The following is a 23,040-nucleotide window of genomic DNA, read 5'->3' as shown; positions in this document are numbered from 1 at the left end:
CCTGATGGTCAGGTGTTGTTGCAAACAGCATGCAATAAGGTGGACTCTGCTCGTCCCCATCTAACTACCCCGCGAGCACCGATCCGAACGCAGCGCCCATCTGAGGAGCACCCGGCATGCACGTACCTGACGGCTTCTTCGACGCACCGACGTCGGTCGCCACCGGTGTCGTCGCTGCCGCCGGTGTCGCGGTGGCCCTGCGCAAGGCCCGCGCCGAGCTCGACGACCGGACCGCGCCGATGGCCGGTCTGGTGGCCGCCTTCGTCTTCGCGGGACAGATGATCAACTTCCCCGTCGGGGCCGGCACCAGTGGCCATCTCCTCGGAGGGGCGCTCGCAGCGGTCCTGGTCGGGCCGTGGACTGGCGCACTCTGCATCAGCGTCGTGCTCCTGGTGCAGGCCCTCTTCATGGCCGACGGCGGGCTGACCGCGCTCGGCACCAACATCACCCTGATGGCGCTGGTCGGCGCCTTCGTCGGGTACGGCGTCTTCCGGCTCGCGCTCGCCGTGCTGCCGAAGAGGGTCGGCTCGGTGCCGGTGGCCGCCGGGCTCGGTGCCCTGGTGTCCGTGCCCACTGCTGCCGCCGTCTTCGCGCTGCTCTTCGCGGTCGGCGGGACCGCGGACGTCGCGACCGGCAAGGTCCTGGCCGCGATGGTCGGTTGGCACCTGGTCATCGGGATCGGCGAGGCCGTCGTGACGGCACTGGTCGTGAGCGCCGTGATCACGTCCCGGCCCGACCTGGTCCACGGAGCCCGCGGGCTCGCCGCGACCCGCCGCCCGCTGCTCGCCGAGGAGGTGTCGGCGTGAGGACCCGTTCCTTCCTGCTCGCGGGACTCCTGGTGGCGCTGCTGGTCGCCGGTGTCGGGAGCTACTACGCCAGCAGTCACCCCGACGGCCTCGAGCACGTCGCCCAGCAGACCGGCTTCCTCGACTCGGCCGACGACCCGAAGGACACCGGCAGCCCGTTCGCCGGCTACGAGACCAAGGGCGTCGACGACGCCCGGCTCGGTGGCGGACTGGCCGGCGTGGCGGGTGTCCTGCTCACGCTGGTCATCGGCGGCGGCCTGTTCCGGGTGCTGCGGCGCCGCGAAGCGCCGTCGAGCACGGACGCGGCCTGACCAATGGGTGCAGGGCACGGTCACCGACTCCACTTCCACGGGCACTCCGTGGTCCACCGCGCACCGGCGCACGTCAAGATCCTGCTCCTGCTGGCCTTCGTGCTCACCGTCGTCGCCACGCCTCGCGACTGGTACCCCGTCTTCGGCGGCTACCTCGTCCTCCTGCTCGGCGTCGTCGTCGCGTCGCGGGTGCCGTTGCGCTACCTGCTGCCGCGGATGGTGCTGGAGGTGCCGTTCCTGGTCTTCGCGGCACTGATCCCGTTCGTCGCCGAGGGCCCGCGAGTCGTCGTACCTCTCATCGGAGGACTGGACCTGTCGCTGTCGGAGTCCGGACTGGTCGCGGCCTGGGGGCTGGCCGTCAAGGGCACCCTCGGTGTGCTCGCCTCGTTGACCCTGGCCGCCACCACCGAGCCGACCGAGGTCCTGCGTGGCCTGCAGCGGCTGCGCATGCCCGACCTGCTGGTGCAGATCATGACGTTCATGGTGCGGTACCTCGACGTCGTGGCCGCCGACCTCGGACGGATGATCACGGCGATGAAGTCCCGTGGTGTCGACCCGCGCTCGCCGCGCCACTGGCCCGCACTGGCCCGCACGCTGGGCGCGCTGTTCGTGCGTTCCTACGAGCGCGGTGAGCGCGTGCACCTCGCCATGCTGTCGCGCGGGTACGACGGCCGGCTGCCGGAGAGCAGCGCCTCATGACGCCCGTGCTGGATGTCCGCGGCCTCGCGTTCGCCTACCCCGACGGCCACCAGGCTCTCTTCGGCGTCGACCTCCACGTCCACCAGGGCGAACGGGTGGCGTTGCTGGGGCCCAACGGCGCGGGCAAGACCACGCTCGTCCTGCACCTCAACGGGATCCTGTCCGGCGAGACCGGTCACGGTGAGGGGAGTGTCGCCGTCAGCGGGCTGCCGGTGACGAAGAAGAACCTGCTCGAGATCCGGCGCCGGGTCGGCATCGTCTTCCAGGACCCCGACGACCAGCTCTTCATGGGCTCGGTGCGTGCCGACGTCGCCTTCGGGCCTGCCAACCTGGGGCTCAAGGGCGCCGCGCTGGACAAGCGGGTGATGGACGCACTCGAACAGGTCGGGATGGCGGCGTACGCCGACCGGCCACCTCACCACCTCTCCTTCGGGCAGCGCCGCCGGGTCGCGGTCGCCACCGTGCTGGCGATGGAACCGGAGATCCTGGTGCTCGACGAACCGAGCTCCAACCTGGACCCCGCGTCGCGTCGCGAGCTGGCCGACATCCTGCGCGGCCTGGACGTGACGCTGCTGATGGTCACCCACGACCTGCCCTATGCGCTCGAGCTGTGTCCGCGGGCCGTCGTGCTCAGCGGGGGCAAGGTCGTCACGGACGGCAAGACGTACGACGTCCTGACCGACGACGCCCTGATGCGTGCCCACCGGTTGGAACTCCCTTGGGGCTTCGACCCACGGACCATCTCGATTGATAGCCTGCCCGGGTGAGCAACCAGCCATCTGACATCGAGCGTGAGATCGAAGAGGCGCGCGAGCGTCTCGCGGGCACGATCGACCAGCTCCTCCACCGCTCGCACCCGAAGACGATCGTCAGTCGCGAGGTCGCGCAGGTGAAGGGGTACTTCGTCGACGCCGAGACGGGCGAGCCGCGCACCGACAACATCCTGAAGACCGTGGGTGGCGTGGTCGGCGTGATCGCCGTCTTCGTCGTCCTGCGCAAGATCACCCGCTAGACCTGCTGTCCTCGTGTCCGACAAGACGCCGATCAAGATGCTGCACGACCGCATCCTGTGCGAGACCGACACCGAGGCAGGTGAACGGCGGTCCTCGGGCGGCATCGTGATCCCGGCGACCGCGGCGATGGGTGCACGCCGGCTGGCCTGGTCGCGCGTGGTCGCCGTCGGACCGCACTGCCGCACCATCGTGTCCGGCGACAAGGTCCTCTACGACCCCGAGGACAAGGCCGAGGTCGAGGTCTCCGGTGACCTGTACGTCGTGATGCGTGAGCGCGACGTCCACGCGGTCGCTGCCGAGCGACTCGGCGACGAAGCCGCCGGCCTCTACCTGTAGCCGCTGGTCGAGGAGGTCGCTCTGCGACCGTCTCGAGACCGTGTGACGTAACTCACTCCGGCTGGAACCCGTTACACCTACGTGCGTTCCCCCCGGCTGTTGAGTGTCCTTGCCGTCTGCCTGGTCGTCCCTGCCCTCGCGGCGGGCACGGCAGATGCCGGTCGAGCCGCGCCGGACGCGCCGGACGCGGTGGCCGCGCCGTCGTACACGGCGACGGTGAAGATCACCGAGCACGGGATCCCGCACATCTCAGCGAGCGACTGGGGGTCGCTGGGGTACGGGAGCGGGTATGCCACGGCCCGCTCGTCGATCTGCAACCTGGCGGACACCGTGCTGACCGGCCGTGGCCAGCGGTCGAAGTACCTGGGCGGGACCGCGCGGTACCTCGACGGCGTCTCGCTCGACGCCTCCAACCTTCAGGTCGACGCGTTCGTCACGGACCTGCACAACCGCAAGGTCGTCGAGACCCTGCTGGCCTCGCCGGCAGGTCCGAGCCCACGGGCCCGGGCCATGGTGACGGGCTACACGGCGGGGATCAACCGGTGGCTGCGGGACAACGAGATCACCGATCCCGCGTGCAAGGGGGCCGCCTGGATCCAGCCGAACGCCACCGAGATCGACCTCTGGTACGGCGTCTACATGGCGAACCTGATCGCGTCGTCCGGGGTGTTCCTCAAGGAGATCGTCGAGGCGGACCCGCCCACGCTGCAGGACCCCGGCCTGCCGGACCTGGGCATCGGGCTGCCCCTGCCGACCACCAAGGAGGAGGTCGCTGCCTATGCCGCGAAGGTCGACAAGCAGGCGCTCCTCGAATCCCTCGGCCAGGACAGCGACTTCGGCTCCAACGCCACCGCGATCGGCGGCGACGCGAGCTCCACGGGGCGCGGCATGCTGCTCGGCAACCCGCACTTCCCCTGGGTCGGGCGCTACAAGTTCACCCAGCAGCACCTGACGATCCCGGGGCAGTACGACGTCGCGGGCGCCTCGCTGATCGGGTCCCCGGTGGTCAACATCGGCTGGAACAAGGACGTCGCCTGGAGCCACACGGTGTCGACGGCCTACCGGTTCACGCCCTACGAGTTCTTCACCGTCGGTCCCGGCCCGCTGTACCTCAGCGCCCAGGGCCTGTTGAAGAAGGCCGAGCGCCGGTACGTCGACGTCCAGGTCCGTCAGCCCAACGGGTCGGTGACCACGGTCCGCGAGGACCTGTGGCGGGTGCCGCAGGGCTACGTCATCGACAGCCCGTCCCAGTTCATGGGCTGGTCGCCGCTCAGCTTCTGGGCCATCCGCGACGCCAACGCCGAGCACCTGCGCACCATCGACTCGTTCCTGTCGATGGGCGAGGCCACCAGCAGCCGCGACCTGCTCGCCCGCCAGGACGCCGGTGGCGGCATCCCGTGGGTCAACACCACGGCCGCCGACCGCGGGGGAGAGGTCCTGTATGCCGACCACAGCGTGGTGCCGCACGTGACCGACGCGATGGCCACGACCTGCCTGACGCCGGTCGGCCTGTTGCTCAAGTCGGTCGCGGGCCTGCCCGGTCTCAACGGACTGCTCGCCGACGGCCTGTGCAAGTGGGGCACGGACGCCGATGCCCAGCGTCCGGGGATCCTGGGGCCTGCGAAGCTTCCGGCCGTCGTACGACGGGACTGGGTGATGAACGCGAACGACTCGTACTGGACGCCCAACGACAAGGTGCGGCTCGAGGGCTACGCCTCGATCATCGGGTGCGAGAAGTGCGAGCGGACGATGCGGACGCGGATGGTGTCGCAGTACGTCATCGACCGACTGGCGGTGGGCAAGGAGACGCCAGAGACCCTGCGGGGCCACGAGTACGAGAACAGGGTGCGTGCCGCCGAAGTGATGCGTGATGGCGGCAAGCTCGACGACGTCTGCGCCGCGACTGGGGAGACGCAGGCGTGCGCCGTGCTGAACGCGTGGGACGGCCGCTCCGACATCGGTTCGGTCGGCACGCACCTCTTCGAAGCATTCGTGGAAAGAGCCCCCACGGGCACCAACCTGTGGTCGGTTCCGTTCGATGCGAAGGATCCGCTGAACACCCCGCGCGGCCTGAAGACCGGTGCCGCGGTGGTGAAGGCGATGCAGGCAGCGATCGATGCCGTCCGTGCCAAGGGCGTCCCGTTCGACGCGACCTGGGGCTCGCTCCAGGTGGCAGGGGACCGTGGGGCGCCGGCATACCCCCTCGGGGGCGGCAACGGCGACCTGGCGGGCAACGCGAACGCCGTGGCGTCGCGCAACCCCGCCGCCAACACGGACCGCTACAAGCCGGTCAGCTACGGGTCCTCGCACATCCAGGCCGTCGCCTACCTGGCCGACGGTTCGGTGGATGCCCGCACGATCCTGACCTACAGCCAGGACGAGGACCCGGCGTCACCGTGGTCGGCCGACCAGACGCTGCTCTACTCGCAGGAGAAGTGGGTGCGGTTCCCCTGGACGCCGGCGCAGGTCGACGCCGACCTCGTGGGGACGATTTCGCTCTCTGAGTGACGTTGGTCGAGGAGGTCGCTCTGCGACCGTCTCGAGACCATAGGCTCCCGCCATGACAGTCGTCGTCGAGAAGCGCGGTCCGGTCACCCTGGTCACCCTGTCGCGGCCGGAGGTGCGCAACGCGGTCGACGCGGAGCACGCCCGCCTGCTGACCGAGGCCTTCGAGGAGTTCGACGCGGACGAGTCCGCCTCCGTCGCTGTCCTGTACGGCGCCGGCGGGGTCTTCTGCGCGGGAGCGGACCTCAAGGCGGTCAGCCGCGGCGACGTCGTGGTCGGTGCGCCGGGCGACGGACCCGATGCCGGCCCGGCCGGGATGGGGCCGAGCCGGATGCTGCTCTCGAAGCCGGTGATCGCCGCCATCGACGGCTACGCCGTGGCCGGCGGACTCGAGCTGGCGTTGTGGTGCGACCTGCGCGTCGTGGATCCCGCGGGCGTCTTCGGCGTGTTCTGCCGGCGCTGGGGCGTACCCCTGATCGACGGCGGCACCTTCCGGTTGCCGCGGCTGATCGGGCACTCCCACGCCCTCGACCTGATCCTCACCGGCCGCGAGGTCGCTGCCGAGGAGGCGCTGCGGATGGGCCTGGCCAACCGGGTCTCCGCGCCGGGTGCGGTGCTCGACGAGGCGCTGGCCCTGGCCACCCAGATCGCCGGGTTCCCGCAGACCTGCATGCGCGAGGACCGCCTGTCGTCGTACGAGACCGAGGGGCTGGGTGTCGACGACGCGCTCGCAGTCGAGTGGAAACACGGGCTCAGGTCGCTGGCCGCCGATACTCTCGACGGCGCGTCGCGTTTTGCCGGGGGAGCCGGGCGGCACGGCGCATTCGAGTAGTCAGCGCGTGGGCCCTCGGGGCTCGGGGGAGGCACGACGTGGCGGAGAAGGCCCGGACATCGGGGACACCGGGGCGCGATCAGCGAGCGCCGATGGAGCGGCTGGTGCGGATCGCATCAGCCCTGCAGCACCACAGCAAGCTCGGCGTCGACGGTGAGACGCTCGCGAAGATCGCGGGCTTCGACGGCGAGTACCGGATGGACCAGCTGAAGCGCGAGCTCGGCCACCTCGAACGGCAGGGCTGGCAGATCGAGAACATCGCTCCTCCCGGCGAGAACGCCGTCTACAAGATGACCACCGTGGACAACCGCTTGCGGGTCCGGCTGTCGGCGCGGCAGCAGGCCGCCCTGCGACGGGCGGTGCTGCTGGCCAACCGCGACGACCTGGTGACGCGCCTGGGCCTGCCCGGCTCCTCCCGCCCCTCCGACATCACTGCTCCGCAGACCACCCAGGCCGCCGTGTCGGGCGAGGTGCCGGCGGCGCTCAGCCTCGTCGTCGACGCGGTGCGCGGGCACTGCCTGCTGCGCTTCGGCTACAAGGGGACCGCCCGGGTCGTGCACCCGGAATCGGTGCGCAACCAGAACGGCGTCTGGTACTGCCGGGGCGTCGAGGACGCCGACCTCGCCGACGCGGTCGTCAAGACGTTCGTGGTGGGGCGCATGGTCGATGTCGAGGCCGGTGTCCCGGGATCGGCGCAGGCGTTGACGTCGGTGCGCCACTCCGGGCTGCACCCCATGACCTGGGAGATCGACCCGCCGGTCGACGTCGTCCTCCAGACCGCACCCGACTTCGAGCCGGACGTTCGCCGCTGGCTGGGAGAGCCCGTCTCGAGCGAGACGGTCGCCGACGGCGTCAACCTGACCTTCCGGGTGACCCACCGTGCGGCCCTGCGCGCCCGACTCAACGAGCTGGGCCGACGGGTCCGGGTGCTCGGACCACCGGAGATCCGGGCGGACATCCTGGCCGGCCTCGCCGAGGCAGCGAAGGTCGGACGATGACGGCCACGCCGAAGTACGTCGCCCGGATCGCCCGCCTGCCCCAGGTGTTCGAGCGGCTCGCACGCGAACCCGACGGCATGTCGCTCACGGCGCTCGCGGCCGAGTTCGACGTGACCGCTGCCGAGCTGCGCGAGGACCTCCTGGCCTTCTACACGGCCGATGTCTCCACGATCATGCTCGGCCTGGCGCGGCCCGAGGTGGTCGAGTTCCTCGGCGCCGACGGCCTCTCCGACGACCCGAACGAAGCAGAGATCGTCCGCTTCCTCTCCGACCAGCCCACCGACCTCGGCGTCGAGTACGTCGATGCCGGCGAGCTCGGGCTCGTCTACGCCGCGGCGCTCGCGCTGGCCGACATCGAGCCGGACGACGAGGACCTCGGCGGCGCCATCGACGCGCTGGCCGAGACCATGTTCGGCGAGGTGGCCGGGGTGCCGGACGTGCGCGCGTGGAACCGGCTGCTGCCGAAGCTCCAGAACGCGCAGCGCGACGGCAAGGCGGTCCGGATCGTCTACTCGCGGGCGTGGGAGCACGGACTCACCGAACGCGAGATCGAGCCGTACCGGCTCCTCCAGACCCGGCGCGGCTGGGAGGTCGACGCGGGCCCGGTCGACGAGAACGGGCTGCTGCGGACCTTCCTGCTGTCCAACATCCGCTCGGTCGAGGTGCTGGACCGGGTCTTCGAGGCGCCCGCCGACCTGGCCGACCGCCTGGCCGCCCAGCGCGAGACGACCACGGTGCGGGTGGTCCTCCCGCAGAGCGCGCGCTGGGCTGCGGACTTCTACGCGGAGAAGGTGTCGTTCATCCAGGACGACGAGGAGTCGGTCGTCGTCGATCTCGAGCTGCTGCCGCCCCTGGACCGCCGCGTCGGCATGTTGCTGCTGGCCGCCGGGCCCGACGCGTTCGTGATGAGCCCTCGCGAGCTCGAGACCGCTGGCGTCGTACTCGCTGAGGAGCTGCTGTTCCACCATTCGTCCTAGGTCGCCCCAAGTCGTCCCCGGTCGTCCCAAGTCGGGGTGGGCAGCGGGCGGGCTCGAAACGCTCAGGTGGAAGGCGCCCTCGGTCGATGGGGCTGACGCATCGGCAGGTCTGACGTAGCATCAACTGTCACACAGATCACGTCATCCTCACCCGCACCACTGATCGTCCTCGGGTGCGGGGAGAAAAGGAAGCGTCATGGAACTGCGTCGCCGGGCCGCCCTCGGACTCGCTGCGGTGGCGGTGACCACCGCTCTGGGAGCGGCGGCCCTCACCGCCGTGCAGCCCTCTCCGTCGAACCCGGGGGCCGAGGTGGTCGCCGCGCCAGAGGTTGCCCGCGCGGCGCCCAACGCCACCGGGGCGGCACGGTTCCAGATCGCGTCGTTCAATCTCCTCGGCGCCGGTCACACCGATGGCGCCAACCCGCGCAAGGGCTACGACAAGTCGCCCATCCGGCTCCAGCGCGCTCTCCAGGTGCTCACGAACCAGGGCATCGACGTCGTCGGATTCCAGGAGATGCACGGCTCCCAGCAGGACCTGTGGGCGTCGATCGCCTCGCCGACCTGGCGCACGTACCCCCTCAACACGATGGCGGACTCGGCCGGCCACAACTCGATCGGCTGGCGCCACGACACGTTCGTGTCCGTGGAGAAGCACACCTTCGCGGTGCCGTACTTCTACGGCAAGCCGATCCAGATGCCGTACGTGCTGCTCCAGCACCGCGCGACCGGCGAGCGGGCGTGGTTCGTCAACGTCCACAACCCGGCTGACACCTTCGGCGACGCCCAGGCCTACCGCAATGCCGCCACGCGCACCGAGATCGCGCTGGTCAACAAGCTGCGCGCTGCCAACCCGACGATCCCGGTCTTCCTCACCGGCGACATGAATGACCGCAACGAGTTCATCTGCCCGATCATGAAGGGCACCGACCTCGAGTCGGCGCTGCCGGGCGGCTACATGTCCGGCACCACCTGCACCCCGCCGCCGTACTCCCAGATCGACTGGGTCACCGGGACGCCCGACGTGACGTTCTGGGGCTACCAGGCGCTCCGGGACACGCTGGTCAAGGCGACCACCGATCACCCCGTCATCATCGCGAACGTCGACATCCCGCCGCGGTGGCTGCGGGCGCGGGGCATTCGCCACGTCGTGGTGATCTCGATCGACGGCCTGCGCTCACGCCTGCTCTCGGCCGATTCCAGTGCCGCGCTGGTGCCGTACCTGCGCAGCATCCGGGCCAAGGGAGCCAGCACCCTCAACGCGCGGACCGCCTACGAGCGCGTGACGCCGCTGCCGAACGCGTTCACCGTGCTGACGGCACGGCCGGTCCACGTCCCCTGGGGCGGGCACGGGATCAGCACGGCCACGGACCCGGGTACGACGCTCCACGCCGCCGCGGGCCAGTACGTCTCCAGTGTCTTCGACATGGTCCACAACCGCGGCCTGCGGACCTCGCTGTACTCCTCCGACCCCGCTGCGACGGCACTCGACCGCGCGTGGAGCGCGGCCAACGGCGGCGGCGACAACTACGGGCGCAACGACGGGCCCGACAAGATCACCACCACGGTGCGCACTGCGACGAGCGACGCCACCGTGGTGAGGCAGTTCCGCGCCGAGCTGACCACCCGCCCGGCGGCGTTCTCCTACGTGCAGCTGGCCAACCTCACCCGTGTCGGCGCGAAGTACGGCTTCTCCAGCGACACCTACAAGCGGGCCGTCCGGTCCGTCGACTCCTACGTCGGCGCGATCATCGCGACCATCAAGGCCACCCCGGCGATCGCCAACCGCACCCTCGTGGTCGTGACCTCCGGCTCCGGCGGCTCCACGGGGACCGAGGCGTCGCTGCTGCGCTACCAGGTCCCGGTCCTGGTCTGGGGCAACGGAGTCCAGGCCGGCGGAGACCTTTATGCGATGAACCCGTCGTGGACCAATCCCGGTGCTGCCCGGCGGGCCTACACAGGAGCGCAGCCGATCTTCAACGGCGTGATCGCGAACCTCGCACTCGGGGCGCTCGGCATCGGGCCGTTGCCGCGCGGCGTGATCAACCGCAATCAGAGCTTCAGCGTCTACCCGCCGAGCTGACTGCGCCGTCGGGGTAGCGTGCCGGGTGTGAGCCTCGCGCAGACAGCCGCCCGGATCCTTCTCGGTACGACGATGGCGGCGGCAGGTGCGACGCACCTGACCGTCGCCCGCCAGGAGTTCCGCGCACAGGTGCCGGACTGGTTCCCGGTCGACAAGGACCTCGTGGTGCTGGCGTCGGGAGTCGTCGAGGTCAGCCTCGGCGCTGCCTTCGTCGCCCTGCCGAAGCGGCGGCGCCTGATCGGCGGGCTGCTGGCGGCCTTCTTCGTGGCGATCTTCCCCGGCAACATCGCGCAGTACGTCGAGGGCAACGACGCCTTCGGGCTCGACACCGACCAGAAGCGGCTGGTCCGGCTGTTCTTCCAGCCGGTCCTGGTGCTCTGGGCGCTGTGGGGCGGGGGACTGCTCAGCCGCGCTCGACGTGCTCCTTGAGCTGACGCAGCACGTTGGTCCAGTTCTCCTGGGCGGCGTCAGGGGTCTCGCCCTCGGTCAGGCTCTGCTCGACGGTCACCTCGGTGCGATCACCCTCGGCGTGCAGGTCCCACCGGACCCGGTGGTAGTTCTCGGGCAGGTCCGGTTTGCCGGTGAGCGGGCTGAAGTGGGTGACCACGAGCCGTTTGTCGGGCTCCACCTCGAGCACCTCGCCCTTGTCCTCGTACGTCTGGCCCTCGTACTCGCCCCGCCAGGCGATGGGCGTCCCCGGCTCCCACGTCGTGTCGACGTCGGCACCGAAGAAGTAGGCCTTGATCTCGTCGGGCTCCGTCAGCGCCGTCCAGACCCGGGTCGGCGAGGCGGAGATCTTGACTTCTGCTGTCGTGGTTCGCGTCGTCATGGGCTCGACGTACCCGGTCGTGGCCCGGCCATGCGCCCGGCGATGCAGGGCGTCGCAGAGGGAGGCACAGAGGGAAGCGCAGAACGCACGAAGGCCCGGTCAGATGACCGGGCCTTCGTGGTTGGTACACCTCCCCGGACTCGAACCGGGAACCCGCTGATTAAGAGTCAGCTGCTCTGCCAATTGAGCTAGAGGTGCATCTGGTGAAGCAGGGCGAAACGCTACCAGCGATTGAGCGGCGGGGTGAAATCGGGCCGGTGTCAGCCGAGGGACTCCAGCACCGCCTGGGCGGCATTGTGGCCGCCGAGGCCGCTGACCGCGCCGCCACGACGAGCGCCCGAGCCGCACAGCAGGACGCCGTCGTACGACGTCTGGACGCCCCAGCGCTCACCGGGCGTCTCGAGGCGGGCCCGGTGCGGTGCCCACGGCCACTCGAGGTCGCCGTGGAAGATGTGGCCGCCCGGCATGGCGAGGTCGGCCTCGATGTCCTGCGGGATTTTCGCCTCGATGCACGGCTGGCCGTCGGGCGTGCGGAGCACGACGGACTCGATCGGCTCCTCGAGCACGGCGTCCAGCGACGCGAGCGCCCGGCGCACGGCCTCGTCCCGGGCAGTGTCCGGGTCGGCATCGAAGAGTCCGGCCGGCATGTGCAGGCCGAAGTAGGTCAGCGTGTGGGTGCCGGCGGGGACGTCGCCGAGGATCGACGGGTCGGTCAGCGAGTGGCAGTAGACCTCGCCGGGCAACGGGTCGGGCAGGGACCCGTTGGCTGCCGCCGACCAGGCGGCCTCGAGCTGGCCGTAGCCCTCGGCCAGGTGCAGGGTCCCGGAGAACGCGACCCGCGGGTCCAGGCCGGACCGCAGTCGCGGCAACCGCGAGAGCAGGAGGTTGATCTTGAGCTGTGCTCCCTCGGGCTTGGTCGCGGGGTCCGGCTTCTCGCCGAGCAGGTGGCCGAGCACCCACGGGGCGACGTTCGCGAGCACGTGGCTGGCTTCGACGACGTGCTCGGCCGCGCCGTCGTACCAGCGCACCTCGCCCGGCCTGATGGCGCGAACCTCGGCGCCGGTCACGATCGTGGCTCCAGCCGCGACCGCTGCGCGGGCAAGGGCATCGGTGACCGCGCCCATCCCGCCGACGGGGACCCGCCACTCGCCGGTCCCGTTGCCGATCAGGTGGTAGAGGAAGCAGCGGTTCTGCACGAGGCTCGGGTCGTGCACGGACGCGAACGTCCCGATCAGCGCGTCCGTGGCCACCACGCCACGCACCAGGTCGTCGTGGAACCGGCGCTCGATGGCCCGCCCGATCGGCTCCTCGACGAGGTCGCGCCAGATCCCTGCGTCGACGATCGAGCGGAGCTCCGCGTCGGTGACCAGCGGTTGCGTCAGGGTGGGGGCCACGGCCCCCGCGACCACCGCCACGCCCTCGTAGAAGGCCCGCCAGGCGTCGTACTCGTCATCACTGCCCGTGAGCGCCCGGAACGAGTCCCGCGTCGCTGTGCCCTCGATGCGTTCGACGAGGAGCCCGGTGGCGCGGCCACCTCGCTCGATGGGGGAGTACGACGCCGTCTGGCGGCTCACGAGGCGCAGGTCGAGGCCCAGGTCGGTCGCGATCTCCGCCGGCAGCAGGGAGACGAGGTAGGAGTACCGGGACAGTCGCGTGGGGTGGCCCGGGAACGCCTGCGCGGAGATCGCGGCACCGCCGACGCGGTCGAGTCGTTCGAGGACCAGGACAGAGAGACCGGCGCGTGCGAGATAGGCGGCAGCAGTCAGGCCGTTGTGACCTGCGCCGACGACCACGACGTCGTAGCGGGACATGGGCCGACCCTAGAGGGAATACACTGACGAAGGCACTGGTTGACATGGCAACTACCAACCACCAAACCACTGGAGGTGGGCCCGATGCCCGCAATCACCGTCGACGACCTGACTGTCCTGCCGCGCCTCAAGGCGCCCGGCCTCGGCGACCAGCCGCGACCGGTGTGGGAGGTCACCACCGCTCCGCAGGGCTACGAGGGGGAGGGTTTCCCGGTGCGCCGTGCCTTCGCGGGCATCGACATGCAGCGCCTCGACCCGTTCATCATGATGGACCAGATGGGTGAGGTGGAGTACGCGCCCGGCGAGCCCAAGGGCACGCCCTGGCACCCGCACCGCGGCTTCGAGACCGTCACCTACATCATCGACGGCGTCTTCGACCACCGTGACAGCCACGGCGGTGGCGGCACGATCACCAACGGCGACACGCAGTGGATGACCGCAGGCAGCGGCCTCCTGCACATCGAGACGCCGCCCGAGTGGCTGGTGCAGTCCGGTGGCCTGTTCCACGGCGTCCAGCTGTGGGTGAACCTCCCGCGGGAGTCCAAGCTGACCGAGCCGCGCTACCAGGACATCCGCTCCGGCGAGGTCGCCCTGCTCACCGGGGACGACGCCGGTGCGCTCGTCCGGGTGATCGCGGGTTCGGTCGGGGGCCACGCCGGCCCCGGGTCGACGTACACGCCGATGGCGCTGGTGCACGCCACCATCGAGCCCGGTGCCCGGCTCGACCTGCCCTGGGACGTCGAGCACAACGCGCTGGTCTACGTCCTCAACGGCTCGGGCACGGTCGGCGCGACCGACGCCCGGCCGATCCGGATGGGTCAGTCCGCGGTGCTCGGCGCGGGTGACTACGTCACGATCACGGCCGACGAGAAGCAGGAGAGCAGGTCGCCGAAGCTCGACGTCATCGTCGTCGGCGGCAAGCCGCTCCGCGAGCCGATCGCCTGGGCCGGGCCGTTCGTCATGAACACGAAGCAGGAAGTGCTGAGCGCCTACGAGGACTTCCAGAAGGGCCGCTTCGGTCTGCCGACGGGCAACTGATCGCACGATGGCCAGGGGAGCCGGGTCGTAGCCTTCGGGGATGGCCCGGCTCTTCCGTGATGCGTACGGCGTCCCGCACCTGCGGGCGTCGTCCGTCCTCGACCTCGCGCACGCGCAGGGCGAGGTCACCGCACGGGACCGGACCTGGCAGGTCGAGTGGCTGCGGTTGCGCGCGGCGGGAGGGACGTCCGGTGTCGTGGGCGGCGAGCTCGCCGAGGCCTGGGACGACCACGCCGAGCGGACGCGGATCGTCGACACCGCGCAGCGGGCGTTCGCGGCCTGCACGGACGAGACCAGGGCCTTCCTGACGTCGTACGTCGACGGCGTGAATGCCGGCCTTGCCTGCATCGCGCCGGACGACGTCCCCGAGCTCGCCCACCTCGGTCACCGGCCGCAGGAGTGGGAGCCGTGGATGCCCCTGGCGACGTTCCTCGCGCAGCACGTGCTGTTCGGCAATGTCGGCGCCCGGTTGTGGGACCGCCTGGCGGAGGAGGTGCTCGGCGAGGACGCCCGACTGCTCTCGCACGAGGGCCCGCACTCCTCGGGCAGCAACGCGTGGGTGGTCGGCGGAGCGCGGACCGCCTCCGGCTTCCCGCTGATCGGTGGCGATCCGCACCGCAACCTGGAACAGCCCGGCGTCTACCAGCAGGTCCGACTGGCCTGCGCGGATCCGGACGACTCGTTCGACGTCGTCGGCTTCACGTTCGTCGGCGTCCCCGGCGTCCAGCACTTCGCCCATGCCGGCGAGGTCGCCTGGGCGATCACCAATGCCTCGGCCGACTACCAGGACCTGGTCGAGGTCGACCCCGACCAGGTCCTGCCGGACGACCTGGCGGGACTCTCGCCCGGTCTTGCCCTCCGCACGACGTCGAGAGTCCTCGGCAGCCTCGGCTTCGACGCGCTCCTGCCGCTGCTGCGCGCGCGCTCGGTGGCGGACGTCGACCGTGCGTTCGACCTCTGGGTGGAGCCGGTCAACAACCTCGTGATCGCGGATCGATCCGGAGCGGTCCGCTACCGGCTCGCGGGACGAGTCCCGCTGCGTGACGGCGACGGTCGCTGGACCGGATGGCTGGACGACCCGAACCGGGTGGATGCCGCGCCCGACGGGGCGATCGTGACGGCCAACGAACGTCGTGGCCCGGAGAGCGACCTGGTCGGGTCTTCCTTCGCGCCACCGTTCCGCGCGGAGCGGATCAAGGACCTCCTCGCCGGCCGCGGAGGTCTCACCACAGCCGACTTCGCGGCCATCCACAACGATGCGTTGCTGCCTTCTGCCGCGATCCTGACGAGGCTCGTGCCGGGCGCCTTCGACGACTTCGACGGCGTGATGGCGGCCGACTCCGCGTCGGCCGCCCGCTACGCAGCCTGGCGTTCGGCCGTCGTACGACGGCTTGCGGTCGAGCCCGTGTTCGCTTCCATCGCCGACCCGGGGCCCGGGCACGACCACGGCCCCCTTCTCGCGCCGGCCCTCGGCCTGGTCGCCCGACTCGGCCTCGCCCTGCCGACCCTTGCGCTGGAGGCGCTCGCGGGCCGGCCGCCGTTCGGCATCGACCTCGTGGCGCTCGCCCGACGGGCGATGGGTGACCTCGACGGACTGGACGTTCCGGCAACCTGGGGCGAGACGCACGTCGCCCAGCCCATCCATGCCCTCGCCGCGGACGACGGCTTCGACCCCGGCATCCCGTTCCTCCCCGTCGCAGGCGACCAGGACGCCGTACGCACGATGGGGTCCTACCCGGCGCTCAGCGACGCCGCGACCCGCGGCGCGGTCGCCCGCTACGTGTGGGACCTCGCGGACCGGTCAGCCGGCGGCTGGGTGGTGCCGACCGGTGCGTCCGGCCTGCCCGGCGCGCACCACGGCGACCAGCTGCAGTCCTGGATCGACGGCGAGCTGGCCCCGATCGTCACGGACTGGAGCCTGCTTGAGGAGGACCTGTCCTCAGACCCCGATCTTCGACCAGGGGCCCCAGATGGCGAAGGTCAGTCCGCGTGAGGCCTGGATGTTGACGAACAGGGTCGATCCGTCCGGGCTGAAGGTGCTTCCCGCGAACTCGTCGCCGGTGCGCCCGACCATGCGGTTCAGCGCGATGTCGGAGATGCGACCCTGCGGCGTGAGCCCCCGGATGTAGTTGTCCTGGTCGTGGTCCTCGCAGACCACGAGGGTCCCGCGCGCGGAGACGGTGATGTTGTCCGGGAAGTCCAGGGTGACGCGGTCCGGCGACTGGTAGACCAGCCGCAGCTCCTGGGCCGCGATGTCGAGGGCCCACACCTGTCCGAACCCGGTGCCGTACCCGTCGACGGCGGGGTTCGTCCCGATCTGCCCGCCGCCCTGCGTCGAGCAGAAGTAGACCTTCCCGGCGTCGTACACCTGGCCCTCGAGGCGGGAGAATTGTGCCGCTCCCAGGGCGATCCCCTGGGACGCGATGTGGTTGATCGCCGTGTTGTTCGAGGTCGGCGCGACGACGCCCGGGGTGTACGGGAAGCTCGGGTCCGGGTCGTCGATGTCGACCCACTCGACGGGGAACAGTGCGTTCTTGCTCTGCGCCTCGACCAGGAGTGCGTTGTCGACACCCACGACCTTGAGCATCTGCAGCCGCCCGCCGTCCTCGAGGTGTCCGACCTCCATGGGGTGGTGGGGCGGGAGGTACCGGTAGAACCCCGAGGGGAACCCGAAGTTGTCCTCGGTCAGGTAGAGGTGGCCGTTGACGGGGTCGAACGACACGGCCTCGTGGGCGAAGCGGCCCGCGGAACGGATCGGCTCCGCACTGGCCGTGCCGTCCACGGGCACCTCGAAGACGTAGCCGTGCGGCTTCGTCAACGCGATGTTCGAGGCGCCGGTGAAGTCCGGGCCGACGTCCGGTCCGTTGACCGTCTCCTCGCACGTCACCCAGGCGCCCCACGGCATGATCCCGCCCGAGCAGTTCATCTGCGTGCCGGCCAGGCTGGCGAAGGACGCGACGACATTGCCCTGGTGGTCCACGTCGACGGTGGTGGTGCCACCACCCGTCATCGGGTCGTACACGGGCGCCGCAGAGCTGAAGGCGGGAATCGGGCCGTTGACCTCGTGGTTCCGGATCAGCGTCACCCGTCCGTCGGTGCCCGGGAAGGCGCCCATGCCGTCGTGGCGGCCGGGGAGCAGGGTGTCGTCGCTCAGGACCACCGGGGTGGACGTGTCGTGGAAGGACCGATAGCTGAAGCCCGGTGGCAGGTGGAGGCGTACGACGGTGTCGCGCAGGTCGGCCACCGGCAGCAGGGGGTACTTCGGCTTCGTCGGCTTGGCGGCCCCGGCCGGGCCGGCGACCAGGCCGGCAAACGGCCCTGCGATCGAGACGGCGGCAGCGGAGCGGAGCAGGCTTCGGCGTTCCATCGGCATGGCGAACTCCTCGGGAGGCGACCCTGCGACTGTAAGCACGGAGAAACCGGAAATGCCATAGCACTTCCGAGCCCTGTTCTCCGGTCGGCGTCGGGCCTGACGGGACCTGCGCCTCGAGCGTGTTTGAGGCCGGCGCCGAGAGGTAACGTCCTGACATGGCAATTCGCGACAAGATCGCCTCGAAGGCGCAGCCCCACCTCCAGCCCGGTGAGCAGATCCAGGGGGTGCTGTTCGCCCAGACTGCCAGTCAGTACTGGATCCTGGTCGGCTGGATTCCGTTCCTCATCATGAACAAGTACCGCACGATCATCGCGACCGATCGTCGGATCCTCGTCTTCCACTCCGGTGCGATGACCACGACCAACGCCAAGGAACTGGTGGCCGAGCTGCCCCGCAACTTCCGCCTGGGGCCCTGGACGGGCAACGTCTGGCACCGCCACCAGATCGGCAACGAGAACCTGCGGATCCACCGGCGGTTCAAGAAGGACATCGAGACGATCGACGGCGTCAGCTGAGCTCCTTCGCGAAGAAGGCCTCGGCGTAGGGGTTGTCGTTGTACCGCTCCACCCGGCGGTAACCGGCGCGGTCGTACATCGCGATCGCCTCGACCAGGCTGCCGTTGGTGTCGAGCACCACGGTGTCGAAGCCCTGTTCGGCGGCCAGTGCCTCGAGGTGGCGCAGCATCCGGGAGCCCAGGCCGGCACCACGCCAGTCGCCGTGCACCCACATCCGCTTGATCTCCGCGGTGCCGTCACCGACGGCAGGCACGGGTCGGATGCCGCCGTAGGCCACGGGTTCGCCGTCGGAGATGGCCGCGATCCAGGTCGCCTCCGGCTCGGGTGGCAGAGGACCGGGGTCGAAGCCCTTCGGGAAGCGGCTGTCGAGCTCGGCGACGTAGCGGGAGGTTGCCTCGACGGCGCGCGGGTCGTTCGACTCCACCTCGCGCAGCTCCACGGTCGCCGCGCGCACGAGGAGGTCGGCGGTGGCCAGTGCGTCGGCGAGCCGATCCTGCTGCCTCGGTGTCAGGGGAGCCACCAGTCGCGAGGCCAGGTCGTCGGAACGGCGGTCCAGGTCGTCGTACGCCGTGCGGCCGGAGGCCGTCAGTCGTACGACGCGGCGCCGGCCGTCGTCCGGATCGGCGACCGTCTCGACGAGGCCCTCGCCCTCGAGTCGCCGCAGCATGCGCGACACGTGGCCGGAGTCGAGTCCCAGTCGTTCGCGCAGGTCGCGCACCCCGACGCCGTCGGTCGAGCCGATCTCGAACAGCAGACGCGACACCGCGAGCGGGCGTCCGGTGCCGAGGAACGACTCGTCGAGCACGCCGACGCGCTGGGTCCAGGTGCGGTTGAAGCGGCGCAGGGTCTCGGGCAGTGGCATCCTCTGACTGTAGTCAGAGAAACCAAAGGAGCAGTGGCAGGTGACGGGCTACGCTGACGATCCACTCGGACTCAGGAGCACCCATGAACTGGTTCACGATCACCCTCATCGTGTTCGCTGTCCTCGCGGTCGGCGTTCTCGCGCTCGAGGTGCTGCGCCCGCGGCGCAGCAACAAGAAGTTTGGTACCAGCCAGCGCGAGATCGACCAGGGCGACGCGTTCCTCCGCGGCGGTGGCGACCTGGACAACCACTTGGGTGGCGGTGCCAGCGGCAGTGGCAGCTTCTGAGCACGGGTAAAAAACCAGCCAGCCGGACTCCGAGGAGTCCGGCTGAACTGTCTGGGGTGAGTAACGGGACTTGAACCCGCGACATCCGCCACCACAAGGCGGCGCTCTACCAGCTGAGCTATACCCACCATGCTGATCGACCAGGTGGTCGGTCAGGCGGGGACGAGTTTAGACGCATCCCCTCCGGAACTAGGAATTGGTGCCCTTCTCGGACGTTCCGAGGCCGGTCAATGAGCCGGCGTACCGCGCCGCGGCTTCCTTGGCGGCAGCCGCGTCGGGGCCGGGTCGCGGCACGAAGACCGTGTCGCGGTAGTACCGGAGCTCCTCGATGCTCTCCTGGATGTCGGCGAGCGCCCGGTGGTTGCCGCGCTTGGTCGGCGCGTTGAAGTAGGCCTTGGGGAACCAGCGCTTCGACAGCTCCTTGATCGAGGAGACATCGACGATCCGGTAGTGCAGGAACGCGTCGAGCTCGGACATGTCGCGGACCACGAAGCCGCGGTCGGTCGCGACGGAGTTGCCGGCGAGAGCCGGTCGACTGTCGGGCGTGCAGTGCTCGCGCAGGTAGGACATCACCTGCTCCTCCGCCTCGCGCAGCGTCACGCCGTTCTCGAGCTCGTTGAGCAGGCCCGACGTCTCGTGCATGTTGCGCACGAACTCGATCATCTGCTCCAGCGCCTCGGCGGGCGGCTTGATGATGACGTCCACGCCCTCGCCGAGCACGTTGAGGTCGAAGTCGGTCACCAGGGCTGCGATCTCGATCATCGCGTCGTTGACGAGGTCGAGCCCCGTCATCTCACAGTCGATCCAGACCAGTCGTTCGTTCACGAGGGTGCACCCTACGCCGTTCTCAGGTCTCGCTCAGCGGGTGCCACTAACCTCGGGGCCGTGAACCGGACCGTGCCCATGACGCTGGCCTGGGTGGGTCTGCTCGCCCGACTGGTGACCGGCGGCGTCTGGATCGTCGCGGGTGGCCTGAAGATCACCGAGCCGGACGCCAGCATCGCGGCAGTTCGTGCCTACCAGTTGCTGCCGTCCTCGGTCGCCGAGGTCGTGGGCCTCGCGCTGCCGGCGGTGGAGCTGGTGATCGGCGTGGCCCTGGTGCTGGGGGTGCTGACCCGCGGAGCCGCGGTGATGTCGGCCCTGCTGTTCGTCGGCTTCATCATCGGCATTGCATCGGTGTGGGCCCGGGGGATCGAGATCGACTGCGGCTGCTTCGGTGGCGGGGGTTCGAAGGTGGGCGCGGCCTCCGACTATCCGTGGGAGATCGCCCGCGACAGTGCCCTGCTGGCCGCGTCCCTCCTCATCGCGTCGGTACGACGAACCCGGCTCGCGCTCGATTCCGTACTGTTCGAAAGGCGCTCGGCCCCGGATGCCGACGTCACTGAAGGAGCTGAGAATTGATGTCCGCCAACTCGAAGGCGAATGCCCGAGCCCAGAAGGCAGCCGAGCTGCGTGCCGCCCAGGCGAAGCGCGAGAACCGCCGCCGGCTCCTGACGATCGTCGGGGTGGTCGCGGTGATGGTGCTGATCGTCGGCGGCGCCATCGGGATCAGCCTGCTGAACAAGAAGGACGTCAAGGCAGTTGCCGCAGGTTCGAGCGACTACGGCGTCACCATCGGCGACAAGAACGCGCCGCACTCGGTGATCATCTACGAGGACTTCCTCTGCCCCTACTGCGGAGCGCTCGAGGCGGAGACGCGCGGCGACCTGGCCGACCTCGCCGCCGATGGCAAGGTCCTCGTCGAGTACCGCCCGTTCAACCTGCTCGGCGCCGAAGGCCGGACCTACTCGATCCGGGCCGCGAACGCGTTCGCCCTGGTGCTGGAGAAGTCGGGGCCCGACGTGGCCAAGAAGTTCCACGACCTGCTCTTCGAGAACCAGCCCTCGGAGGCCAACGCCGACGCCGAGGCGCCGAACGACGACATCATCGCCCTCGCCGTCGAGGCCGGAGCGAGCGAGTCCGACGTACGCGACGGTGTCGACAACCTGTCGCACGAGGACTGGGTCACCAAGGCGACGGACGAAGCGCACAAGGCCAACGTGCAGGGCACGCCGACGATCATCCTCGACGGCGAGGTGTTCGACGACGGACGCAGCGTCCAGGACCTTGCGGACAACCTGATCGCAGCGGTGGACTGAGCGCGTGCCGCCCAGCCCCCTTCCGGGATTCATCGCCGGCCTGCCCAAGGCAGAGCTCCATGTCCACCACGTCGGGTCGGCATCGGAGCGGATCGTCTCTGAGCTGGCCGAGCGCCACCCGGGCACGGTGCCGTCGGACCCGGTGCTGCTGAGGGAGTTCTTCGCGTTCCGCGACTTCGCCCACTTCATCCAGGTGTACCTGGCGGTGGTCGACCTGGTGAAGACACCCGAGGACGTCCGCTACCTCACCTACGAGATCGGGCGCGAGCTCGCGGAGGGTCAGTCGGTCCGGTACGCCGAGCTCACCTGCACGCCGTACACCTCGGTCCTGCCGGACACTCCCGGTCTGGGCATGCCCATCGAGGCCTACACCGAGGCGATCGAGGACGCCGGGGTTGCCGCCGAGCGCGACTTCGGTCTGGTGCTTCGGTGGATCTACGACATCCCGGGGGAGTCCGGCCTGCCGGCGGCCGATGCGACACTCCGCTTCGCTCTTGACCATCGGCCCGACGGCCTGATCGGCTTCGGGCTCGGCGGCCCGGAGATCGGGGTCGCTCGCGAGCAGTTCATCCCGCACTTCGCTGCAGCCCGTGCCGCTGGCCTCCACTCGATCCCCCACGCAGGCGAGACGACCGGACCCGAGACGATCTGGACGTCGATCCGTGACCTGGGTGCCGAGCGGATCGGCCACGGCACGTCGGCCGCCGCCGATCCCGCACTGCTGGCCCACCTCGCCGAGCACCAGATCCCGCTCGAGGTCTGCCCGTCGTCCAACATCGCGACCCGGGCCGTGGCCACGCTCGCCGATCACCCGCTGCCGATCTTCGTCGAGGCGGGCGTCCTGGTGACGATCAACTCCGACGACCCGCCGATGTTCGGCACCACCCTCAACCGGGAGTACGAGATCGCCGCTGACCTGCTCGGCCTCGACGCCGCGGATCTGGCCGACCTGTCCCGCGCCGCCGTGGGTGCTTCCTTCGCGCCCGCCGATGTCAAGGCCCGCCTGCTCGGCGAGATCGACGCGTACGTCGCTGCCGAATAGGCCCCGGTGGTTCATCGGCCGCGAACGGGGGGAGGGTTCGGTGGGTCGGCGGCCAGCAGGGTCGCTCTGGGTGGAGGATGCGCAACATGAACTACTACATCGAAGCTCTCAAGAAGTACGCCGTCTTCAGCGGTCGCGCCCGCCGTGCCGAGTTCGGGTGGTTCACCCTGGTCAGCTTCGGAATCTCGATCGTGCTCGCGATCGTCGACAACGTCGTCGGATTGGCGCCCGACGGCGCCGGCTTCAGCACCGGCCTGCTCGGCGCGCTGTACGCCCTGGGCACGCTGGTTCCGAGCATCGCGGTCCTGGTCCGCCGCATCCACGACACCGGCCGGAGCGGATGGTTCGCCCTGCTCCTCCTGATCCCGTGCGTCGGCATCTTCGTGTGGCTGTTCTTCGCCTTCACCGCCGGCAACAGCGGCGCCAACGAGTACGGCCCGGACCCGAAGGCCGCCGCCTGACGGTCACACCCGAAAAGCATTCAGCCCCGCGGAGCTCATACTCCCGCGGGGCTGTTGCTCTTTTGTACGACGACGGGCGGGCCCGGTGGGGGAGGCTCGCCGTTGAGGCGAGTTGGGTGGGTGAGAG

General features: G+C 70.0%; 25 protein-coding genes and 2 tRNA genes. 20 read left to right on the top strand and 7 right to left on the bottom strand.

The features are described 5' to 3' along the window. Positions 1 to 116: 116 nt before the first annotated feature. From ASD84_RS05845 to ASD84_RS05790, 12 genes are all read left to right on the top strand, one after another. The gene (locus ASD84_RS05845) at positions 117 to 806 is read left to right on the top strand and encodes an energy-coupling factor ABC transporter permease (protein ID WP_056707662.1); all 690 of its coding nucleotides are present in this window, start codon (positions 117 to 119) and stop codon (positions 804 to 806) included. Continuing rightward, complete coding sequence (locus ASD84_RS25435) at positions 803 to 1,117, top strand: PDGLE domain-containing protein (RefSeq protein WP_056707661.1); 315 nt, start codon at positions 803 to 805, stop codon at positions 1,115 to 1,117. Before ASD84_RS05845 ends, ASD84_RS25435 begins: the two co-directional genes overlap by 4 nt. Positions 1,118 to 1,165: 48 nt before the next feature. Further along, on the top strand, positions 1,166 to 1,816 hold the full coding sequence (cbiQ, locus tag ASD84_RS05835) for a cobalt ECF transporter T component CbiQ (protein ID WP_235530991.1): 651 nt from the start codon (positions 1,166 to 1,168) through the stop codon (positions 1,814 to 1,816). Then, the gene (locus ASD84_RS05830) at positions 1,813 to 2,583 is read left to right on the top strand and encodes an energy-coupling factor ABC transporter ATP-binding protein (protein WP_056707656.1); all 771 of its coding nucleotides are present in this window, start codon (positions 1,813 to 1,815) and stop codon (positions 2,581 to 2,583) included. Before cbiQ ends, ASD84_RS05830 begins: the two co-directional genes overlap by 4 nt. Continuing rightward, on the top strand, positions 2,580 to 2,828 hold the full coding sequence (locus ASD84_RS05825) for a DUF3618 domain-containing protein (RefSeq protein ID WP_056707653.1): 249 nt from the start codon (positions 2,580 to 2,582) through the stop codon (positions 2,826 to 2,828). The genes ASD84_RS05830 and ASD84_RS05825 overlap by 4 nt, the downstream gene beginning before the upstream one ends. A 37-nt stretch (positions 2,829 to 2,865) precedes the next feature. Next, a complete protein-coding gene (locus tag ASD84_RS05820; protein ID WP_056710712.1) occupies positions 2,866 to 3,165 on the top strand; it encodes a GroES family chaperonin in 300 nt (99 codons plus the stop codon). A gap of 99 nt (positions 3,166 to 3,264) precedes the next feature. Then, complete coding sequence (locus ASD84_RS05815) at positions 3,265 to 5,673, top strand: penicillin acylase family protein (RefSeq protein ID WP_056707651.1); 2,409 nt, start codon at positions 3,265 to 3,267, stop codon at positions 5,671 to 5,673. Between the two features lie 52 nt (positions 5,674 to 5,725). Then, a complete protein-coding gene (locus tag ASD84_RS05810; protein ID WP_056707649.1) occupies positions 5,726 to 6,502 on the top strand; it encodes a crotonase/enoyl-CoA hydratase family protein in 777 nt (258 codons plus the stop codon). Positions 6,503 to 6,606: 104 nt separating this feature from the next. After that, positions 6,607 to 7,500: a helix-turn-helix transcriptional regulator gene (locus ASD84_RS05805; protein ID WP_162251495.1), complete on the top strand. Its 894-nt coding sequence runs from the start codon at positions 6,607 to 6,609 to the stop codon at positions 7,498 to 7,500. Next, the gene (locus ASD84_RS05800) at positions 7,497 to 8,477 is read left to right on the top strand and encodes a WYL domain-containing protein (RefSeq protein WP_056707642.1); all 981 of its coding nucleotides are present in this window, start codon (positions 7,497 to 7,499) and stop codon (positions 8,475 to 8,477) included. The genes ASD84_RS05805 and ASD84_RS05800 overlap by 4 nt, the downstream gene beginning before the upstream one ends. A gap of 196 nt (positions 8,478 to 8,673) precedes the next feature. Then, on the top strand, positions 8,674 to 10,557 hold the full coding sequence (locus ASD84_RS05795) for an alkaline phosphatase family protein (RefSeq protein ID WP_056707639.1): 1,884 nt from the start codon (positions 8,674 to 8,676) through the stop codon (positions 10,555 to 10,557). Positions 10,558 to 10,629: 72 nt separating this feature from the next. Beyond that, a complete protein-coding gene (locus tag ASD84_RS05790; protein WP_235531085.1) occupies positions 10,630 to 10,986 on the top strand; it encodes a hypothetical protein in 357 nt (118 codons plus the stop codon). On the opposite strand, the gene ASD84_RS05785 is transcribed toward ASD84_RS05790, so the two are convergent. The 3 genes from ASD84_RS05785 to ASD84_RS05775 form a co-directional block, all read right to left on the bottom strand. Next, positions 10,961 to 11,386 carry an SRPBCC family protein gene (locus ASD84_RS05785; protein ID WP_056707633.1) on the bottom strand — a complete coding sequence of 142 codons (426 nt, stop codon included), beginning with the start codon at positions 11,384 to 11,386 and terminating at the stop codon, positions 10,961 to 10,963. The two genes, ASD84_RS05790 and ASD84_RS05785, sit on opposite strands and share 26 nt — an antisense overlap. Before the next feature lie 122 nt (positions 11,387 to 11,508). Beyond that, positions 11,509 to 11,584: transfer RNA gene (locus tag ASD84_RS05780), tRNA-Lys, on the bottom strand. Between the two features lie 62 nt (positions 11,585 to 11,646). Further along, the gene (locus ASD84_RS05775; RefSeq protein WP_056707629.1) at positions 11,647 to 13,197 is read right to left on the bottom strand and encodes a phytoene desaturase family protein; all 1,551 of its coding nucleotides are present in this window, start codon (positions 13,195 to 13,197) and stop codon (positions 11,647 to 11,649) included. Positions 13,198 to 13,281: 84 nt separating this feature from the next. On the opposite strand from ASD84_RS05775, the gene ASD84_RS05770 reads away from it, so the two are divergent. Together ASD84_RS05770 and ASD84_RS05765 are read left to right on the top strand one after the other, a co-directional pair. After that, positions 13,282 to 14,235, top strand: coding sequence for a pirin family protein (locus tag ASD84_RS05770; protein ID WP_056707626.1), 954 nt, complete (start codon positions 13,282 to 13,284; stop codon positions 14,233 to 14,235). A gap of 40 nt (positions 14,236 to 14,275) precedes the next feature. Further along, the gene (locus tag ASD84_RS05765) at positions 14,276 to 16,228 is read left to right on the top strand and encodes a penicillin acylase family protein (RefSeq protein WP_056707624.1); all 1,953 of its coding nucleotides are present in this window, start codon (positions 14,276 to 14,278) and stop codon (positions 16,226 to 16,228) included. On the opposite strand, the gene ASD84_RS05760 is transcribed toward ASD84_RS05765, so the two are convergent. Further along, a complete protein-coding gene (locus tag ASD84_RS05760; protein ID WP_056707621.1) occupies positions 16,175 to 17,608 on the bottom strand; it encodes a PhoX family protein in 1,434 nt (477 codons plus the stop codon). The genes ASD84_RS05765 and ASD84_RS05760 overlap by 54 nt on opposite strands. Before the next feature lie 155 nt (positions 17,609 to 17,763). Here ASD84_RS05760 and ASD84_RS05755 point away from each other — a divergent pair, with 155 nt between their 5' ends. Continuing rightward, a complete protein-coding gene (locus ASD84_RS05755; RefSeq protein ID WP_056707618.1) occupies positions 17,764 to 18,123 on the top strand; it encodes a hypothetical protein in 360 nt (119 codons plus the stop codon). Here ASD84_RS05755 and ASD84_RS05750 read toward each other — a convergent pair. Next, entirely contained in the window at positions 18,116 to 18,985 is an 870-nt protein-coding gene (locus ASD84_RS05750) for a helix-turn-helix domain-containing GNAT family N-acetyltransferase (RefSeq protein WP_056707615.1), read from the bottom strand. The genes ASD84_RS05755 and ASD84_RS05750 overlap by 8 nt on opposite strands. 83 nt (positions 18,986 to 19,068) lie before the next feature. Here ASD84_RS05750 and ASD84_RS05745 point away from each other — a divergent pair, with 83 nt between their 5' ends. Further along, entirely contained in the window at positions 19,069 to 19,272 is a 204-nt protein-coding gene (locus ASD84_RS05745) for a hypothetical protein (protein ID WP_056707612.1), read from the top strand. A gap of 52 nt (positions 19,273 to 19,324) precedes the next feature. On the opposite strand, the gene ASD84_RS05740 is transcribed toward ASD84_RS05745, so the two are convergent. Then, a tRNA-His gene (locus ASD84_RS05740) sits at positions 19,325 to 19,400 on the bottom strand. Positions 19,401 to 19,461: 61 nt separating this feature from the next. After that, positions 19,462 to 20,097: an oligoribonuclease gene (gene orn, locus ASD84_RS05735; protein WP_056707608.1), complete on the bottom strand. Its 636-nt coding sequence runs from the start codon at positions 20,095 to 20,097 to the stop codon at positions 19,462 to 19,464. Between the two features lie 60 nt (positions 20,098 to 20,157). Here orn and ASD84_RS05730 point away from each other — a divergent pair, with 60 nt between their 5' ends. The 4 genes from ASD84_RS05730 (at position 20,158) to ASD84_RS05715 (ending at position 22,913) form a co-directional block, all read left to right on the top strand. Further along, complete coding sequence (locus tag ASD84_RS05730; RefSeq protein ID WP_235530990.1) at positions 20,158 to 20,673, top strand: MauE/DoxX family redox-associated membrane protein; 516 nt, start codon at positions 20,158 to 20,160, stop codon at positions 20,671 to 20,673. Beyond that, positions 20,673 to 21,410: a DsbA family protein gene (locus tag ASD84_RS05725; RefSeq protein ID WP_056707600.1), complete on the top strand. Its 738-nt coding sequence runs from the start codon at positions 20,673 to 20,675 to the stop codon at positions 21,408 to 21,410. The genes ASD84_RS05730 and ASD84_RS05725 overlap by 1 nt, the downstream gene beginning before the upstream one ends. A 4-nt stretch (positions 21,411 to 21,414) precedes the next feature. Beyond that, positions 21,415 to 22,452, top strand: coding sequence for an adenosine deaminase (locus ASD84_RS05720; protein ID WP_056707596.1), 1,038 nt, complete (start codon positions 21,415 to 21,417; stop codon positions 22,450 to 22,452). Between the two features lie 86 nt (positions 22,453 to 22,538). Then, entirely contained in the window at positions 22,539 to 22,913 is a 375-nt protein-coding gene (locus tag ASD84_RS05715; protein WP_056707593.1) for a DUF805 domain-containing protein, read from the top strand. The last annotated feature ends 127 nt before the right edge of the window (positions 22,914 to 23,040 follow it).

The sequence above is a fragment of the Nocardioides sp. Root682 genome (assembly GCF_001427795.1).
Lineage (GTDB): Bacteria > Actinomycetota > Actinomycetes > Propionibacteriales > Nocardioidaceae > Nocardioides.
The sequence above is the reverse complement of the archived record's forward strand: the minus strand, read 5'-3'. Positions and strand labels throughout refer to the sequence as shown.